At 31.4% G+C, this 17,967-nt stretch carries 11 protein-coding genes; 4 read left to right on the top strand and 7 right to left on the bottom strand.

Going from position 1 to position 17,967, the window contains the following annotated elements:
• Window positions 1–94: 94 nt before the first annotated feature.
• The 6 genes from ACEWL1_RS07225 to ACEWL1_RS07200 form a co-directional block, all read right to left on the bottom strand.
• Complete coding sequence (locus ACEWL1_RS07225) at window positions 95–1,015, bottom strand: UDP-3-O-(3-hydroxymyristoyl)glucosamine N-acyltransferase (RefSeq protein ID WP_409232624.1); 921 nt, start codon at window positions 1,013–1,015, stop codon at window positions 95–97.
• Between the two features lie 64 nt (window positions 1,016–1,079).
• The gene (gene efp, locus ACEWL1_RS07220; RefSeq protein ID WP_409232623.1) at window positions 1,080–1,646 is read right to left on the bottom strand and encodes an elongation factor P; all 567 of its coding nucleotides are present in this window, start codon (window positions 1,644–1,646) and stop codon (window positions 1,080–1,082) included.
• A gap of 22 nt (window positions 1,647–1,668) precedes the next feature.
• On the bottom strand, window positions 1,669–2,451 hold the full coding sequence (gene lpxA, locus ACEWL1_RS07215) for an acyl-ACP--UDP-N-acetylglucosamine O-acyltransferase (RefSeq protein ID WP_409232622.1): 783 nt from the start codon (window positions 2,449–2,451) through the stop codon (window positions 1,669–1,671).
• A gap of 4 nt (window positions 2,452–2,455) precedes the next feature.
• A complete protein-coding gene (locus ACEWL1_RS07210) occupies window positions 2,456–3,844 on the bottom strand; it encodes a bifunctional UDP-3-O-[3-hydroxymyristoyl] N-acetylglucosamine deacetylase/3-hydroxyacyl-ACP dehydratase (protein ID WP_409232621.1) in 1,389 nt (462 codons plus the stop codon).
• A 2-nt stretch (window positions 3,845–3,846) separates the two neighbouring features.
• Window positions 3,847–4,878: a UDP-3-O-(3-hydroxymyristoyl)glucosamine N-acyltransferase gene (lpxD, locus tag ACEWL1_RS07205; protein WP_409232620.1), complete on the bottom strand. Its 1,032-nt coding sequence runs from the start codon at window positions 4,876–4,878 to the stop codon at window positions 3,847–3,849.
• Window positions 4,879–4,916: 38 nt separating this feature from the next.
• Window positions 4,917–6,146 (bottom strand): HD domain-containing protein, encoded by a 1,230-nt coding sequence (locus ACEWL1_RS07200; protein WP_409232619.1) that lies wholly within the window; start codon window positions 6,144–6,146, stop codon window positions 4,917–4,919.
• A gap of 152 nt (window positions 6,147–6,298) precedes the next feature.
• On the opposite strand from ACEWL1_RS07200, the gene porX reads away from it, so the two are divergent.
• A complete protein-coding gene (gene porX / locus ACEWL1_RS07195; protein ID WP_409232618.1) occupies window positions 6,299–7,849 on the top strand; it encodes a T9SS response regulator signal transducer PorX in 1,551 nt (516 codons plus the stop codon).
• Between the two features lie 36 nt (window positions 7,850–7,885).
• Here porX and ACEWL1_RS07190 read toward each other — a convergent pair whose 3' ends face one another.
• Window positions 7,886–11,827 (bottom strand): PAS domain-containing protein, encoded by a 3,942-nt coding sequence (locus ACEWL1_RS07190; RefSeq protein ID WP_409232617.1) that lies wholly within the window; start codon window positions 11,825–11,827, stop codon window positions 7,886–7,888.
• A gap of 385 nt (window positions 11,828–12,212) precedes the next feature.
• Here ACEWL1_RS07190 and tsaE point away from each other — a divergent pair, with 385 nt between their 5' ends.
• From tsaE to ACEWL1_RS07175, 3 genes are read left to right on the top strand one after another with little or no spacing between them, the layout of a single operon-like run.
• Entirely contained in the window at window positions 12,213–12,623 is a 411-nt protein-coding gene (tsaE, locus tag ACEWL1_RS07185; RefSeq protein ID WP_409232616.1) for a tRNA (adenosine(37)-N6)-threonylcarbamoyltransferase complex ATPase subunit type 1 TsaE, read from the top strand.
• A 2-nt stretch (window positions 12,624–12,625) separates the two neighbouring features.
• On the top strand, window positions 12,626–13,822 hold the full coding sequence (locus ACEWL1_RS07180; RefSeq protein ID WP_409232615.1) for an alanine dehydrogenase: 1,197 nt from the start codon (window positions 12,626–12,628) through the stop codon (window positions 13,820–13,822).
• A gap of 13 nt (window positions 13,823–13,835) precedes the next feature.
• The gene (locus ACEWL1_RS07175; protein WP_409232614.1) at window positions 13,836–17,915 is read left to right on the top strand and encodes a T9SS type B sorting domain-containing protein; all 4,080 of its coding nucleotides are present in this window, start codon (window positions 13,836–13,838) and stop codon (window positions 17,913–17,915) included.
• The last annotated feature ends 52 nt before the right edge of the window (window positions 17,916–17,967 follow it).

The raw sequence follows: 17,967 nt of genomic DNA, 5'->3' as shown, positions 1-17,967 counted from the left end.
GTTTTTTCTCTTGTTAAATATTCAATTGAAATTCAATTGTTTTTAGACGACACAAAAATAACTCTTTTTATATCGTTATACAACGAATTTTGAATCACTTTTTTTGATTGTTTGTGATATTCTTAAGGTAAATCGTTTCTCGCAATTTTTGGCGATATTCAACAGGAGGTGTTCCGAAATATGTATTCTTTTTTAACGACCTAGTGACCCCAGTTTGGGCCATAACAACAGTTCCTTTTTCAATTGTAATTCCACTAGTTACACCAACTTGCCCCCAAATAGTTACCTCATCTTCTACAATTGTACAACCTGCAATTCCTGTTTGCGCAGCAATTAAACATTTTTCGCCGATCACTGTATCGTGGCCAATATGGACGTGATTATCTATCTTAGTTCCTTTCTTAATAGTTGTATCTCCGGTTACTCCTTTGTCAATAGTACAAGAAGCCCCTAAATCTACATTATCTTCTAAAACAACACGACCACCCGAAAGTAATTTGTCAAAACCAGTTTCTCTATTTTTATAATAAAAAGCATCAGAGCCCAAAACCGTATTTGCATGTATCGTTACATTGTTTCCAATAACACAATTATCATAAATTGTTACATTTGGGTGAATGATACAATTATCCCCAATTTGCACGTTGTTCCCAATAAATGCATTTGGTTGAATTATGGTATTCTTTCCAATTATTGCTGAACCAGAAATACTAACTTTTGATGCAATAAAAGGATTAAAATGATTTGTTATTTTGTTAAAATCACGAAAAGGGTCCTCAGAAATTAATAGTGCCTTCCCATCAGGGCAATCTACTCTTTTGTTAATTAAAACAATGGTAGCAGCAGATTTTAATGCTTTATCATAATACTTTGGATGGTCAACAAAAACAATGTCACCTTTTTCTACAACGTGAATTTCATTAATTCCAAGGATTTCAAAATTTTTATCTCCTACAAAATCAACTTCCAAAAGCGAAGCAATTTGTTGTAAAGTTTGCGGTTTGTTGAATTTCATTTTTTGTATTTGGCTGTTTGATTTTAACAATATGCCTAGGTTCAAAGCTTAATGCTTGTAGTTATTATTCTTTGATACGCTCTTGATATGATCCTTTTGTTGTTTCTATCTTGATTTTATCTCCTTCATTTATAAATAAAGGTACATTTACAATTGCACCTGTTTCAACTGTTGCAGGTTTTGTTGCATTCGTTGCTGTGTTTCCTTTAACTCCTGGCTCTGTATGTGTAACTTCTAGAATTACACTAGCTGGCATTTCTACAGAAAGTGGCATATTATCTTCTGAATTGATAATAATGGTAACGATTTCTCCTTCTTTCATTAACCCTGGGTTATCAAGGGCAGCTTCTAATAAACGAATCTGAGAATAATCTTGTTCATTCATAAAGTGATAAAACTCTCCATCATGATATAAAAATTGAAACTTATGTGTTTCTACACGAACATCGTCTATTTTTCTTCCTGCAGGAAATGTATTGTCGATGGTTTTTCCGTTGGTTACACTTTTTAATTTGGTTCTTACAAATGCTGGACCTTTACCTGGTTTTACATGTAAAAATTCAATTATTTTATAAATATCATTATTGTATCTAATGCATAATCCGTTTCTAATATCTGATGTTGTTGCCATTTATATTTTTTTTTAGTATTATTTATCCTGCAGTATACCCTTTCATAATTCCTCTTTGAGAGTTTTTTATGAACAGCATTATTTCGTCTCTTTCTGGTGTTGCTTCCATTTCAGCCTCGATAATTTCGATAGCTTGCGTAGTATTGTAATTTTTTTGATATAAGATTCTGTAAATATCTTGAATCTCTTTAATTTTTGATGAAGGAAAACCTCTTCTTCTTAATCCGACAGAATTAATTCCGACATAAGACAGTGGTTCTTTTGCTGCTTTTGTATAAGGTGGAACGTCTTTTCTAACTAAAGAACCACCAGAAATCATTGCATGATCTCCAATTTGAATAAATTGATGTATTGCAGATAAACCACCTAAAACGGCATATTCTCCAACAACTACATGTCCGCCTAATAAAACACCATTTACAATAATTGCATTGTTACCAACAATACAATCATGAGCAATATGTGCAGCTGCCATAATTAAACAATTATCTCCAACAACTGTTTTACCTCTGTCGTTTGTTCCTCTATTTATAGTTACACATTCTCTAATTGTAGAATTGTCTCCAATTACTGTTAAAGAATCTTCGCCTTCAAATTTAAGATCTTGTGGTATTGCTGAAATAACAGATCCAGGAAAAATTCTACAATTTTTTCCAATTCTTGCTCCTTCCATGATGGTTACATTAGAGCCTATCCATGTTCCTGAGCCAATTTCTACATCATTATTAATTGTTGTAAATGGTTCTACAACTACATTTCTTGCAATTTTTGCCTGTGGATGTATGTATGCTAAAGGTTGATTCATGTTGTTATTTTTTTGCTATTTGCGCCATTAACTCTGCTTCTACTACTAACTTTCCGTTTGCGTAACCATATGCTTGCATATGACAAATACCTCTTCTTATAGGCGAAATTAATTCACATTTAAATATTAATGTATCTCCTGGCAATACTTTTTGTTTAAATTTAACATTATCCATTTTCATGAAATAAGTCAAATAATTCTCTGGATCTGGAACCGTACTTAACACTAAAACTCCACCACATTGCGCCATCGCCTCAACCTGTAAAACTCCTGGCATTACTGGTGCTCCAGGGAAATGTCCAACAAAGAAATTTTCATTCATTGTTACATTCTTCATTCCAACTACATGCTTATCAGAAAGTTCTAAAATTCTATCAATCAATAAAAAAGGTGGTCTATGAGGAAGGATGTCCATTATTTGATGGATATCCATTAATGGAGGTTGATTTAAATCAATCTGTGGTACGTTATTTCTTTTTTCTGCTTTAATAATTTTAGACAATTTTTTAGCAAATTGTGTATTCACTAAATGTCCTGGTTTGTTTGCAATAACTTTTCCTCTAATTCTAATTCCTGTTAAAGCTAGATCTCCAATTACATCTAATAGTTTATGTCGAGCAGCTTCATTTGCCCAATGCAAATTTAAATTGTCTAAAATACCGTTAGATTGCACAGCGATGTCTTCTTTCTTAAAAGCTTTTTTTAACCTACCCATTGTTTCTGCAGATAATTCTTTATCTACATATACAATTGCATTGTTTAAATCGCCTCCTTTTATTAAATCATTTTCTAACAGCATTTCAATTTCATGTAAAAAACTGAAGGTTCTTGCAGCAGCAATTTCTTCTTTAAAATCTGAAATATGTTGTAATGTAGCATTCTGAGTTCCTAAAATTTTAGTCCCAAAATCAACCATTGTAGTGATTTCATATTTATCTGAAGGCATTAAAATAATTTCGCTTCCAGATACTTCATCTCTATAAGAAATAATATCTTTAACGATATATTCTTTTATTGCAGCATCTTGTTCTTCTATTCCTGCTTTTTCTAGCGCTTCTACAAAGAACTTTGATGATCCATCCATAATTGGAGGTTCTGATGCATCAATTTCTATTAATAAGTTATCAATTCCTAAACCAACAGCAGCTGCTAACACATGTTCTGAAGTCTGAATTTGAACGCCGTTTTTTTCAAGGTTAGTTCCTCTTTGTGTATTTACTACAAACTCTGCTTTAGCTGCAATTATGGGCTCGCCTTCTAAATCTACTCGCGCAAATGCATAACCATGATTTATTGGTGCAGGTTTAAAAGTCATATTTACAGTATTTCCCGTATGTAATCCTACACCAGAAAGGCTAACTTCGTTTTTTATTGTTTTTTGGTTGTTACTCATCATTATTCACTTTGAGTGTTTATATTTTTTTCTAAATTATGTATTGTTTTTACCAAATCTGGTAATTTTCTAAAATAAACATATGATTTATTGAATTTTGAAAATTCAAATGCTGGAGTTCCCATAACAGCGATATTACCTTTTATGTTTTTGGTAACTCCAGATTGAGCACCAATTTTTACGTTATCTCCAATTTTAATATGACCTGCAACACCAACTTGTCCACCAATCATACAATTTTTTCCAATTTTGGTAGAACCTGAAACTCCTGTTTGAGCAGCAATAACTGTATTCTCACCTATTTCTACATTATGTGCAATTTGTATTTGATTGTCTAATTTTACACCTTTTCTTATAATGGTTGAACCTAAAGTAGCTCTATCAATTGTGGTTGCAGAACCAATATCAACATTATCTTCTATAATAACATTTCCGGTTTGTGGAACTTTATTATAAGAGCCTTCTTTATTTGGCGCAAATCCAAATCCGTCTGAACCAATAATAACTCCAGAATGAATAACACAATTGTTACCAATCTGACTTTCTGAATATATTTTTACACCCGAAAAAAGGATGCAATTATTTCCTACAACAACATTATCTCCTATGTATACATTTGGATAAATTTTTACATTTTCTCCAATTGTAACATTTTCTCCGATATAAGCAAACGCTCCAATATATTCGTTAGAACCAATTACTGCTGTAGAAGAAATAAAATGAGGTTGTTCTCTACCTGTTTTGTTATTTTTTACTTCATTGTAAAACTCCAACACTTTAGAAAAAGCAGAATATGCATCTTCAACTTTTATCAAAGTGGTTTCTGTTTCCTTTTCCGGAAAAAAACTTTTATTAACAATTGTAATAGAAGCTTTTGTTGTATATAAATATGGATTGTATTTTGGATTGGATAAAAAAGTAAGGCTACCTTTTTCTCCTTCTTCAATTTTAGATAGTTTAGAGACTTCAGCATTTGGGTTTCCAACGATGTCTCCTTCTAAAATTTCCGCTATTTGTTGCGCTGTAAAATTCATTATCTGCAAAAGTATGAAATTTCTTAGGATTTGGCTAATTACATTTTCTTAGGATAACACAAGTAAAATTTTTCTACTGGTTTTGTAAGTGCTTGTAAATTTAATTGATCTGATGCGGAAGCAATATCAACAGTTTTGTTATTTTTTGACAATATTTTTATTGGATTACTAGTGTTGTATGCTTGATTGCTTACCGTTCCTTCAAAAACAAAATAATGTGTAAATTCTGGTTCAATAGTAAATTTTGAAATCAGTTTTTCAACCTGTTTATCTACTTTTTCTTTTGTAAATTTTTGATCTTGAATGTTGATTTTTAACAAATTACGATTCATAATCATATTAGACAGTTCTGATAAAACTTTGTCAGAATGATTCGTCCATTCTTTGATGGCCGACAACACATCATAATCATCTAATTTAGAAAAAACAGCTAAAGTTTCATCTGTAAAGTTCTCTTTGGTAATTTGATTGTATAAAAAATACTGCATTGTTTTGGTTGCTGGTAATGCAACATTTTGGGTCGCTAATTCTTTAGCGCGCTGCAAAATTTTAACCAACATATTTTCTGCAACCAAGCCTGTTTTGTGCAAATACACTTGCCAATACATCAAACGGCGAGCAATTAAAAAGTTTTCTACAGAATAAATTCCTTTTTTTTCTATCACCAATTCGTTATTAAAAACAGTCATCATGGCAATTAACCGATCAGAGCTAATGTTTCCTTCCTTAACGCCTGTATAAAAACTATCTCTTTTTAAATAATCTAAACGATCAATATCTAACTGACTTGATATTAATTGATTGAAAAATCGTCTTTTGTATTTTCCTTCAAAAATTTCGATTGCCAAACATAGTTTCCCGCCAAATTCTTCGTTGAGTTTTTTCATAAATTTCAACGAAATCTCTTCGTGAGAAATTCCGTTTACAATACTATGTTCTAATGCATGAGAAAAAGCGCCATGACCAATATCGTGCAACAAAATTGCGATGTACAACGCATTGGCTTCATCCTCAGAAATTTCTATTTCTTTAAAACGCAAAACTCGCACTGCTTTTTGCATTAAATGCATACAACCAATGGCATGATGAAAACGCGTATGATTTGCGCCTGGATACACTAAATTAGAAAACCCCATTTGCGTTACACGTCTTAAACGCTGAAAGTAAGGATGCTCTATAATATCAAAAATTAAACTATTCGGAATTGTAATAAAACCGTAAATTGGGTCGTTCAATATTTTGAGTTTGTTGGTTTTTGAAGTTTTCAAGCTGTACAATTTTGTTCTGCAAATATACTATTGTTATTGATATTTAGTTGCAAGGAAATAAAATTCTAAAAAGCATTCACTTTTATTTAACAGCGAACTTAAAAAAAGAAGTACAAATTCAAGTATTTTAGCAATTATTAAAAACAAATCATATGAGAAAAATAGAAATTTTATGGGTTGATGATGAGATAGATTTATTAAAACCTCATATTCTATTTTTAGAAAATAAAAATTACAATGTAACCAAATGTACCAATGGTGCTGATGCGATTGATTTGGTTGATGAACAAAATTTTGATATTGTTTTTTTAGACGAAAACATGCCAGGAATTACAGGTTTAGAAACCTTGGCAGAAATCAAACAAAAGCAACAAAATCTTCCGGTAGTAATGATTACTAAAAGCGAGGAAGAATATATTATGGAAGAAGCCATTGGTTCTAAAATTGCTGATTATTTGATAAAACCTGTAAATCCGAATCAGATTTTACTGAGTTTAAAAAAGAACTTAGATCATTCTAAATTAATTTCTGATAAAACCACTTCGAATTACCAACAAGAGTTTCGAAAAATTTCGATGGAATTAGCCATGGTAAATTCGTGCGAAGAGTGGATTGATATTTATAAAAAGTTGGTTCATTGGGAATTAGAATTAGAAAACATTAACGACGCCGGAATGTTAGGTATTTTAGAAAGTCAGAAAAACGAAGCGAATTCTTTGTTTTTTAAATTCATCAAAAAGAATTACGAAGACTTTTTAACGTCAGATGACAAACCCATTTTTTCGCATACCTTATTAAAAGATGTGGTGTTTCCTGAATTAAAAACTTCAGAAAACGGAACCTTATTAGTGGTTATTGACAATCTTCGTTTAGATCAATTTAGAATTTTAGAACCGTACATTAACAATCATTTTAAGAAAGAAAAAGAACATTCGTTTTTTAGCATTTTACCAACAGCAACACAATATTCTAGAAACGCAATATTTTCAGGAATGATGCCTTCTGAAATGGAAAAAATGTATCCAGAGTTTTGGAAAAACGACACGGACGAAGGTGGAAAAAACTTGTACGAAAATGAATTTTTATCAGCACAGATAAAACGATTAAACTTACCAATACAGCACGAATTTTACAAGATTACCAATCTTAAAAACGGAAAAGAATTGGCAGACAATTACAACGCAACCAAGCAAAACGATTTAACGGTAATTGTCTATAATTTTGTCGATATGATTTCTCATGCTAAAACAGAAATGGAAGTGATTAAAGAATTGGCAGGTGATGACAAAGCCTATCGATCGTTAACAGAAAGTTGGTTCCGGAATTCGCCTCTGTTAGACATTCTTCAGAAAGCACAAAAATTGGGACAGAAACTAATTATTACTACAGATCACGGAACGATTAATTGTAAAAATCCTACCAAAGTAATTGGAGATAAAAATGCAAGTTCTAATCTGCGTTACAAAACAGGTAGAAGCTTAAGTTATAATGAAAAAGATGTATATGCTGTCCGCAGTCCAAAAGATATCTTCTTACCAACAACGGCAATGAATAGCTCGTTTATTTTTGCAAAAAAAGATTTGTTTTTAGCGTATCAGAACAATTACAATCATTATGTAAAGTATTTTAAAAACACCTATCAACATGGCGGAATTTCTTTAGAAGAAATGATTATTCCGTGTGCAGTTTATGAAGCGAAATAATATTCTTCAACATTAAAAAAACAATATTTACACACGTTATTCAGGAATAAATATAGTTACAGAGGTTCCTTTGTTTATTTTTGATTGTATCGTAAATTCTCCTTGAATGTTTTGAATTCGTTCTTGTACTGTAAATAACCCAAAACCAGAGCCTGAGTAACTTTTATTATTATTTAAAATTGACGTATTGAACCCAACTCCATTATCGGTAAGAAGAATGGTAATGCCAAGTTGATTCTTATCAAGTTGTAACGTTATCAAAGATGCTTTGGCGTATTTTACAGTATTTTTTATCAATTCTTGTATACATCTATATAATAAAATAGATTTTACATCACTTAATTTAATATTGCTTTCATTACTCTTCAATTTACACTTAATTTTATGCGTATTTTCTACATCATCAAACAACCAATTTAATGCATCAACAATACCTAATTGATATAAAACAGGTGGAGAAAGTTCGTAGGTAATCTTACGACTATTTTCTAATGCTTCAGTAATATTTTTTTCAATAAAAAGTAAGTCTTCATCAATGGATTTTAATTCTGAGTTTTTCTTTAATTCATTAATTCTCATTTTAGAAATCACTAAAGATTGGCTTAAATGATCGTGTATGTTTAATGCAATTTCTTTTTTCTGCTTTTCTTCAATCAAAGTCAATTCGGTAGTCATTTTTTGAAGTGATGTTTGGTATTCTTGTATCTCTTGCTTTGCTAAAACCCCTTCTGTAATATCTCTTGCGGATGTTACAAAATAGCTGATTTTTCCTTCTTTATAAACTGGTGATGATGAAAATTCTAACCAAACAAAATGTCCTTCTTTATGACGAACTCTAAAAGAATACACTCTTGTATCCACACCTTTAAACACCTTTTGCTCCATTGCATTTTTTAGCAATTGAATATCGTCCTTATGAACAATACTAAAAACTTTCTTACCTAAAAAATCTGCTTGTTCATAACCCAACAATGACTTTACAGATGGGCTGATATATATAAACGAACTATTTGGTTCTTGCAAACAAATAAGGTCGTTAGAATTATCTGTCAATATACGATACATTTCATCTGCTTTTTTAATTTTATCTACTGCTCTTTTTTGCAAAGTAATATCTTGGCAAGTTCCAGATAAATTAATCACTTCCCCATCATCTCCTAAAACAGGTTTGCATATAGATCTAATCCATTTTTCGACACCATCAGGTTGAATAATTCTATGTTCAATTTCAAAAGGTTTTTCTTGAAGAATAGAATTAAGTACCAGCTCTTTGTCTTCTGGATGAATTATTTTAATCTGAGTTTCAAAATCGGGCACACCCTTCTTTGGTTCAAAACCAAAAATATGAAATGTTTCTTCTGACCATTCTACTTCTTGCGTTGAAGGAGCTAGAACCCAGCTTCCTATTTTTGCTAATTTCTGCGCTTCTTTTAATTTGTCTAAAGATTCTTTTTTGGCAATTTCTGCAGCTTTAATACTTTGAATACTTTGACTACTAACTGGTACTGTTTTTTGTTCTATTGCAGATTGAGGAATTGGAATTGAAATTACTGCTGCAAACTCCTCTCCTTTAAGGGTTTTATAATTTATTTCTGAAGTAAATGTTTTCTTATTATTCCATATCGCTTCTATAAACTTTGCAAATACTTTACTTGATCCAGGTCCAAATACATTTTGAAGATTCTCAAAAAACTCTTGACGGTTATTTGCTTTAAATATTTTTAAAGTTGTATCATTTACTTTGTTTACCTTTATTTGATCAATAAGCGAAAATAACACTTTAGGATGTTGTTCTAAATAGATTCTAATATTTGGTATTTTAAGCTTTCTAAGTTCATCTATTTCTGCTATCAGTAAGCTTAAATCTTCTTGCCAAATAGAAGCTGTTGAGTTGTTAAATAGTTTTTTATATCTTTCTGTTATGATTAAATTTTTCTCTTCAATTTGTTTTTGCTCAGTAATATCTTTTGTTACTCCGAAGATGCTTTTTTTAGATTTTTTTTCAAGAGCCATAATATATAAGGTTCTTATTTCTCCAGATGGTCGCTTAATTCTAAACTCAAAAGGAACAAACTTCTTCTTTGTTAACAAAGAATTAATTCCTTGTTCCATTTTATATAAATCTTCGGGCAAAATAGTTTTAGAAACATTTTCGTTTGAAGGATAAAAACTTCCTTTAGCAACTCCGTAAATATTATACATTTCATCAGACCATTCGGCTGAATCTGTTGTCATATCCCATTTCCAACTCCCAACATGACTTAATTTTTGAGCCTCATTTAAGGCGCTATTTAATTCATATAATCTTTCAGTTTGAAAATCTAAAGTGTGTTGTTTAATCTTTTGCTCAGTAATATCTTGCGAAACTCCTCTTCTTCCTATAATTTCATTTTTATCGTTATAAACTGCTTCTCCTATATTTCGTATCCAACGAGTCTCATTATTAAAATTAGTCATTTCTAATTCGATCTCAAACGGAATTCCTTCATTTGCAAGAAGTACGGTTGAAGTGATCAGTTTATTTCTAGATTCATCACTAAAAACGCTTAGAATTCTTTCAAGGTCTGGAACACCTTTCTTAAAGTCTGTACCATATATTTGATGAATTGCCTCAGACCAAAAAATGGTATCTGTTAACTTATCATATCTCCAGTAACCAATTTTTGCCATTCTACCGGCTTCTTTTAATGAGTATTCATTTTCTCTTACTAATTCTAAAGTAGATTCCAGATTTTGCTTAGAGTTTTCTAACTCAAATTGTGCTTTTTTAGAATTTGTAATATCTTGAACTACACCTCTTCTTGAAACAATTTTATTTTGATTGTTATATACTGGATGAACTACAAGTCTTAACCAAATCTCTTCTTTTCTTAGGTTGGTCATTTTTACCTCAATATCAATTGGAATCCCTTCTGAATCTAGTTTCAAACCAGCTTCTATAGCTTTTTTTCGAGATTCATCATCAAAAAGTTCTAAGGTTTCTTTTCCTGATGGCACATTATCTTCAGGCTTAAAGCCAAAAATTTGATACAAATTTTCAGACCAAATTCGTTTTCCAGTTATTAAATCGTCTTCTAAAAAGCCAATTTTAGCTATTTTACTCGCTTCATTTATAGAATTTTCCTTTTTCTCTAAGAGTTCTATAGTGTTTTGAATCTTTATGTTCGTAAACTCTAATTCTTCAATCCTATTTTTTTCTGCTTTCTTAATAACATCTATAGCAGTATCAAATTTTTGCTTATAACTTAAAGGTTTAAATACATCTTTTATTTTAATAAAAACCAGTTCTTTATCCGTAAAATCAAAATATCTTAAATACAGATAAAATAGTACGCTATAAAAGAGGACAAAAACACTTTTAGATATAAGGGCAGATACTATAATTGTATTTAAACCTTCTTTACCCCAAAAAGCTAGTAATGAAAAAAACAGCGTGTCAAAACACTGTACAATCAACATTGTGATACAAATTTGCAAGAATAAAAAGCGTACTTTCCTAGATATAAATTCAAAAATGATGATGATTAACAACGAATCTAAAAATAATGCCACCGTACCAACTAATAAAACCTTGGTACTGGTATATAAAACTGGCGGTGCAACTTCTAAAAGGTCTAGTGTTGATGAATTATTAAAATACCAGCTTAATGTTTTTAATATAATAGCCATAAGAATGTTTGCAATAAACAAAGCAAAGGTTGCTTTTTTTGTTTCACTTGCATCTTCCTTTATATAAATGATTAGTAAGGCAAAAAGAGTTGCCGTAAAAAAAATTGAAGAACCTGGTGAGACATAAAAATTATTAGTTACTGAAACATAAATACTACTCGATAGAAATACTTGTACAAATTGAAATAAACCCAAGCAAGCAAATAAAACCCCTAGTCCTAATTTTTTTCGAAGTCGAAATAATAAAAGTATTACAAAGACTACAAAAAATCCTTGTAAAAATAGAATGCTTATTTGATAATAATTCATAGTTTAGAAAAGTTCAGGTAGGCTTTAAAATTAGTTTAAAAAATCTTAAAAAGAAGGTAATATAACTTAAATTTATTTGATTTTGAAATTAAGGACTTTTAATACTTTGAAAATGATATCACTATAGAAACCGGTTGAAGGCCGAAAATGAGCTTAAAAAAAATGATAGAAAAATAAAATATACAATGGCTTGATTTATCAAAAGATTGGTATGATGATATTTTACAAGATTAGTATGGATTCCTGCTTTTGCTCCATTACTAAATTTTAGAGCGGCACGCAGACACAGGTATGATTTAATAAAAAGTCATATTATTATTTCTTAATTAAACATTTTTTTAAATATAAACATAATTTAAATTTTAGAATATTTATTTTTGTTGATATGAACAAAACCTATTCAATTTCTGAACTGAATGCCATTGCAAAAGAAATCATTGCAACATCAAAAAGTAAAACACTACTTTTTTACGGAGAAATGGGCGCTGGTAAAACCACTTTAATCAAAGAAATTTGTAAAGAATTAGGTATTGAAGATGTTGCTAGTTCACCTACTTTTTCGCTAGTAAATGAATATCACACTGCAAATGCAGAGATTGTGTATCATTTTGATTTCTACAGAATAGAAGACGAAAACGAAGCCTACGATATCGGAATTGAAGATTATTTTTACTCCGATGCTTGGTGTTTCATTGAATGGCCACAGAATATCGAAAATTTACTACCTTTAGAGTCTACCGAAATACATATTTCTGTTTTAGAAAATGGCTTTCGAAATATTCAATTAAAACATTAGATATGAGCCAATATTCTCCGTTTAGCAAAGAAGAATTACTTCCGCAAGAAGAAATGCTAGAAATTAAAAAGCATAAAGGAGAATTGTTTATCGGTTTACCAAAAGAAACACATTTCGAAGAAAAACGTGTATGTTTAACTCCAGATGCTGTTGCTGCATTAACTGCACACGGACATCGAGTTGTTGTAGAAACAGGCGCAGGAAATGCAGCCAACTTCAGCGATAGTGAATATTCTGAAGCTGGTGCAAAAATTGCCTATAATGTAGAAGAAGCTTTTGGCTGTACTATTGTCTTAAAAGTTGCTCCGCCATCATTACAAGAAATAGAATATATTAAACCACAAAGTGTTTTATTATCTGCATTGCAATTAAAAACGCAATCAAAAAAATATTTCGAGACTCTTGCTAAAAAAAGAATTACCGCTTTTGCTTTTGATTATATAAAAGATGAACATGGTTTTTATCCGATTGTAAAATCATTGAGCGAAATTGCAGGAACTGCTTCTGTGTTGATTGCTGCAGAATTACTAAGCAACAGTAATAACGGAAACGGACTTTTAGTAGGAAATATTGGCGGCGTTCCTCCTACTGATGTTGTTATTATTGGTGCTGGAACCGTTGGCGAATTTGCTGCACGTTCTGCGTTGGGATTAGGAGCTCGCGTAAAAGTTTTTGACAACTCGATTACCAAATTAAGAAGATTACAACATTGTTTAAACACACCAATTTATACATCAACCATACAACCAAAAACCTTGTCTAAAGCGTTAATGCGATGCGATATTGCTATTGGCGCCATTCGAGGAAAAAACCGTTCGCCAATTATGGTGACAGAAGAAATGGTTGAGCAAATGAAAGACGGCGCTTTAATTGTTGATGTAAGCATAGATTGTGGCGGATGTTTTGAAACCTCAAAAGTAACAACGCATAGCGAACCAACTTTTGTAGCACACGGAGTTACACATTATTGTGTTCCTAATATTCCGTCTAGATATGCAAGAACTGCGTCGGTTTCTATCAGTAATATTTTTACGCCTTATTTGTTGAGTATTGCCGAAGAAGGTGGGTTCGAAAATGCTGCGCGTTTTGATAAAAGTTTGCGAAACGGAATGTATTTTTACCACGGAATCTTAACTAGTAAAACAGTGGCAGATTGGTTTAATTTACCTTTTAGAGATATCAATCTGTTAATTCTTTAACCCAAACTACTATATGAACCTAAAGAAATACCTGGTTTTCTTTTTCTTTTTTTGTCTTTCTTTCCCTTTTTATGGACAATCAATTACGGTTGATGACTCTAGAACTTCAAATGATTTGGTAAACTTACTTATTGGTAGTTCTTGTGCTGCAGTTTCTAATATTGGTATTTCTTCCAATAAATCTGTTGCTTATTTTAATCAAAATGGTTCTACTTTTCCGATTCCTGAAGGAATTTTAATTAGAAGCGGAATTGCAACCCACACGCAAGGAAATTATACAGGCACCAATTTAGACAGTCAAGTAAACACAAACTCAGATACAGATTTACAACAAATCAGTAGTCAATCTGGACAAGGATCTACAATTACAGATGTTGCTTTTTTAGAATTTGATTTTGTACCACCCTCAACCAATTTTAGTTTCAATTTTTTGTTTTCATCAAACGAATATGGCGAATGGCAATGTGGTTTTAGCGATGTTTTTGCATTTATATTAACCGATTTGGTAACTGGAGAAAAAATTAACTTAGCTGTAGTTCCTGCAACAGGAAACCCTATTTCTGTAAAAGAAATAAGAGACAATCAATACAATTCTTCGTGTAATTCTGTAAATCCGCAGTTGTTTGGAAACTATAACGTAAACAATCCAAATACTTCTGCAATTAATATGCGTGGAAATACAGTTCTAATGAATGCTTCTGCAACAATTAAGCCTAACAATCCGTATAAAATTAAATTGGTCATTGGAGATTATAATGATTCAAAATACGATTCTGCTATTTTTATTGAAGCAGGTAGTTTTAATAATTTTTTAGATTTGGGTGATGACATTGCAATTTGTATTGGAGAAACGGTAAGCTTAGATTCAAAATTTTCAAACACAGTTGATTATACCTATGAATGGAAAAAAGACAATGCTGTAATTGTTGGAGCTACAGATCCAACTTTAAATGCAAATGAAATTGGAACTTATGAATTGTTTGTTACCAATAAAAACACAAATTGTGTCATTTCTGATAGCATTGAGGTTACAGAATTAATTGTTATAAATCCACCAGATTTAGTAGAATGTGATAATGGTGATGCTACTGTTTTTGATTTAACACAAAACAACATCAACACTTTAGGTTTAGATCCGGCAAAATATAGTTTGCAGTATTTTGCCTCATCAAATGATTTAAATAACAATATTCCGATTCCTAATAATCAATTAACAAAGTATCAAAGTGCTGGAGGTGCAACAATTTACGGAAGAGTGTCTAACACAAACTCAGCACAATCTTGTACACAAACAATTAGTTTTCAATTAAACACCAATTCAATTACTGCTACAAAACCAACAGATTTTTCAGTTTGTGATAATTCAACTGTAGATTTAACTTCACAAGTAAATGCGCAAATTTTAAACGGATTAAATCCTGCAGTTCATACCATTTCCTTTTTTACCAATTTAGAAGATGCTCAAAATAACACCAATGCCATTGTAAATTCAAGTCAGTATAATTTCCCGTCAAACCTTACTTCTTTTAATATTTGGGCAAGATTAGCAGAAAACTCATCAACTTCTTGTTTTGATATTACCGATTTTACGGTTACAGTAAATCCAATTCCATTTGTTGTTGATTTAAAAAATGTTTTTGCTTGTTCTAGTTATACTTTAACGGGCTTACCATCAGGGAATTATTTCACAGGATCAAACGGAACAGGAACGCAATTACATGCTGGTGATGTCATTTCTAATACCACTCAATTATATATTTATGCCGAAGAAAATGGTTGTGCTATTCAGACTCAGTTTACAATTACCATTGTAGAAGAGTTTACCATGGACACAGAATATTGTGGCGAATTTATTGTTCCAATTTTAGAGTATGGTTCTTTTTATACTGAGCTAAATGGTCCAAACGGAACAGGAGAAATCATCATTCCAGGAACAACAATCACAAAAAACCAAACCATCTATTATTATTCAGATTTTGATGCTGTACAGTGTACAGATATCCCTTTTAATATTATTATTCATCCACTTCCTTTAGTTGATTTATCAACAGATATAACAACCTGTTTAGCATACACGTTACCTAAGCTAACTAACGGTAATTATTTTACAGGAACAAACGGGACAGGTGCTCAGTTAAATGCTGGCGATGTAATTTCATCAACACAAAAAATTTACATTTATAATACGGACGCAAATACGTGTTCAAATGAAACTTCTTTTACTGTAACTATTATTGATACAAGTTTATATAAAGATACATCTGCTTGTGGCAGTTATACAATTCCGAATGAAAAAATAGGAGGGTATTTTACACTACCTGACGGACAAGGAACTCAATTAGAAGCTGGAGACATAATTACAACTTCGCAAACCATTTATTTTTATGCACCAACAAACAATGGTTGTGCAGATGACATTCCTGTAATTATCACTGTAAACCCATTGCCTCCTGTAGATTCTTTAACAGATTTTATAACTTGTGTAGACAATCCTATGAGTTTGCCTGCGCTAACAAATGGAAATTACTTTACACAATCTGGTGGAAATGGAACACAATTAAATGCTGGTGATGTCATCACTACTACGCAAAGAATTTATATTTATAATTTTGATGGAAATTGTCCGAATGAAACAAGTTTTACCGTTGAAGTTAGACCGTTGCCTCCAGTAAATAGCTTTACAGATGTTTTTAGTTGTAATCCGTATACTTTACCAACAATTACAAATGGTAAGTATTTTACTCAATCTGGCGGAACAGGAACACAGTTATCTGCAGGAGATGTTATTTCAGCAACACAAAAAATTTATATTTATAACGAATATGATGACTTAACTGCTTGTAACAACGAAGCTTTTTTTACTATTTTTATTTTGGGTGTAGAAGTTGATCAACCTGCAGATGTTGCGGCTTGTGACTCTTATGTTCTTCCAGCTTTGACAAACGGAAATTATTTTACAGAATCTGGCGGACAAGGAACACAGTTAGGTGCTGGTGATGTAATTACAACAACACAAAACGTATATGTGTATATGGAAAATGGGAGTCGTTTTTTCTGTAGCGACGAGCATCGATTTTCAATTACTATTTCTACCACTCCACAGCTGCCAGTTTATCCAAATGAAGAAAGTTGCGGAAGTTATACCTTACCCAATTTAACCATGGCTGGAAATGTCATTAATTATTACCGTCAGCCAAATAAAGTAGATTTAATCAATCCATCAGAATATACAATTACAGATGTTGGTACACAAACAATTTATGTGCACGCAAATGCCATTGGAAATGAAAATTGTTCAGATGAAACACAATTCGAATTAACCATTTATCCTTTGTTAGATTTGCATATTGAAGGCGGAATTATCTGTGTTGATTCTAAAACAAAACAAACAACTGATCCATTTTTATTACAATCTGGTTTAGATCCCGCAATTTTTAGAGTCGATTGGTTTTTTGATAATCAATTGGTTGGTACAGGACCAAATCATTCAGCTACTAAAGCAGGAACGTACACAGTAGAAACAACAAAACTTACTCCAGATATTGGCGCAGATTGTAATTATAAGCCAACAGAAGTTGTTGTAAAAGCATCAATCCCTGAAGCAAAAGTTACTTTTTTAACGAGTTCTTTTGCTGCACCAGCAAATATTAGAATCGATTTTATTGAAGAAGGTTTTGGAAGTTATCTTTATAGTATAGATAATGGCTCCTATCAATCAAGTAATTTATTTCACGATTTAGATTACGGAATACATACTGTTTCTATAAAAGATACATCAGGAATTTGTAGTAATCCAGTAATTGTTGAATTTAAAGTCATCAATCATTCAACCTTTTTTACGCCCAACAATGATGGACAAAATGAGACCTGGAATATTTATGATTTAAAAAATCATCCAGAAGCTTTAGTCAGTATTTATGATCGATATGGAAAATTAGTGACTCAAATAAAACCATCTGGCGAAGGTTGGAACGGAAATTATAAAAACGGAACCAAAGCACCATCAACAGATTATTGGTTTACAGTTACCTTTTTATATCAAGGAAAACCAACCACCTATTCGTCTAATTTTTCTTTAATAAGAAAAGAGTAATTCTTAGATAAATTCAGAAAATACCGCTAATTTTGCATTCGATAAATACTTA

This window comes from Polaribacter gochangensis (genome assembly GCF_046224025.1).
In the GTDB taxonomy this organism is placed as follows: domain Bacteria; phylum Bacteroidota; class Bacteroidia; order Flavobacteriales; family Flavobacteriaceae; genus Polaribacter; species Polaribacter gochangensis.
The sequence above is the reverse complement of the archived record's forward strand: the minus strand, read 5'-3'. Positions and strand labels throughout refer to the sequence as shown.

What these genes read in the sequence shown, in the direction of transcription:
- ACEWL1_RS07225 (WP_409232624.1), bottom strand. Translation starts at nt 1,015, where the DNA reads ATGAAATTCAACAAACCGCAAACTTTACAACAAATTGCTTCGCTTTTG.
- efp (WP_409232623.1), bottom strand. Translation starts at nt 1,646, where the DNA reads ATGGCAACAACATCAGATATTAGAAACGGATTATGCATTAGATACAAT.
- lpxA (WP_409232622.1), bottom strand. Translation starts at nt 2,451, where the DNA reads ATGAATCAACCTTTAGCATACATACATCCACAGGCAAAAATTGCAAGA.
- ACEWL1_RS07210 (WP_409232621.1), bottom strand. Translation starts at nt 3,844, where the DNA reads ATGAGTAACAACCAAAAAACAATAAAAAACGAAGTTAGCCTTTCTGGT.
- lpxD (WP_409232620.1), bottom strand. Translation starts at nt 4,878, where the DNA reads ATGAATTTTACAGCGCAACAAATAGCGGAAATTTTAGAAGGAGACATC.
- porX (WP_409232618.1), top strand. Translation starts at nt 6,299, where the DNA reads ATGAGAAAAATAGAAATTTTATGGGTTGATGATGAGATAGATTTATTA.
- ACEWL1_RS07190 (WP_409232617.1), bottom strand. Translation starts at nt 11,827, where the DNA reads ATGAATTATTATCAAATAAGCATTCTATTTTTACAAGGATTTTTTGTA.
- tsaE (WP_409232616.1), top strand. Translation starts at nt 12,213, where the DNA reads ATGAACAAAACCTATTCAATTTCTGAACTGAATGCCATTGCAAAAGAA.
- ACEWL1_RS07180 (WP_409232615.1), top strand. Translation starts at nt 12,626, where the DNA reads ATGAGCCAATATTCTCCGTTTAGCAAAGAAGAATTACTTCCGCAAGAA.
- ACEWL1_RS07175 (WP_409232614.1), top strand. Translation starts at nt 13,836, where the DNA reads ATGAACCTAAAGAAATACCTGGTTTTCTTTTTCTTTTTTTGTCTTTCT.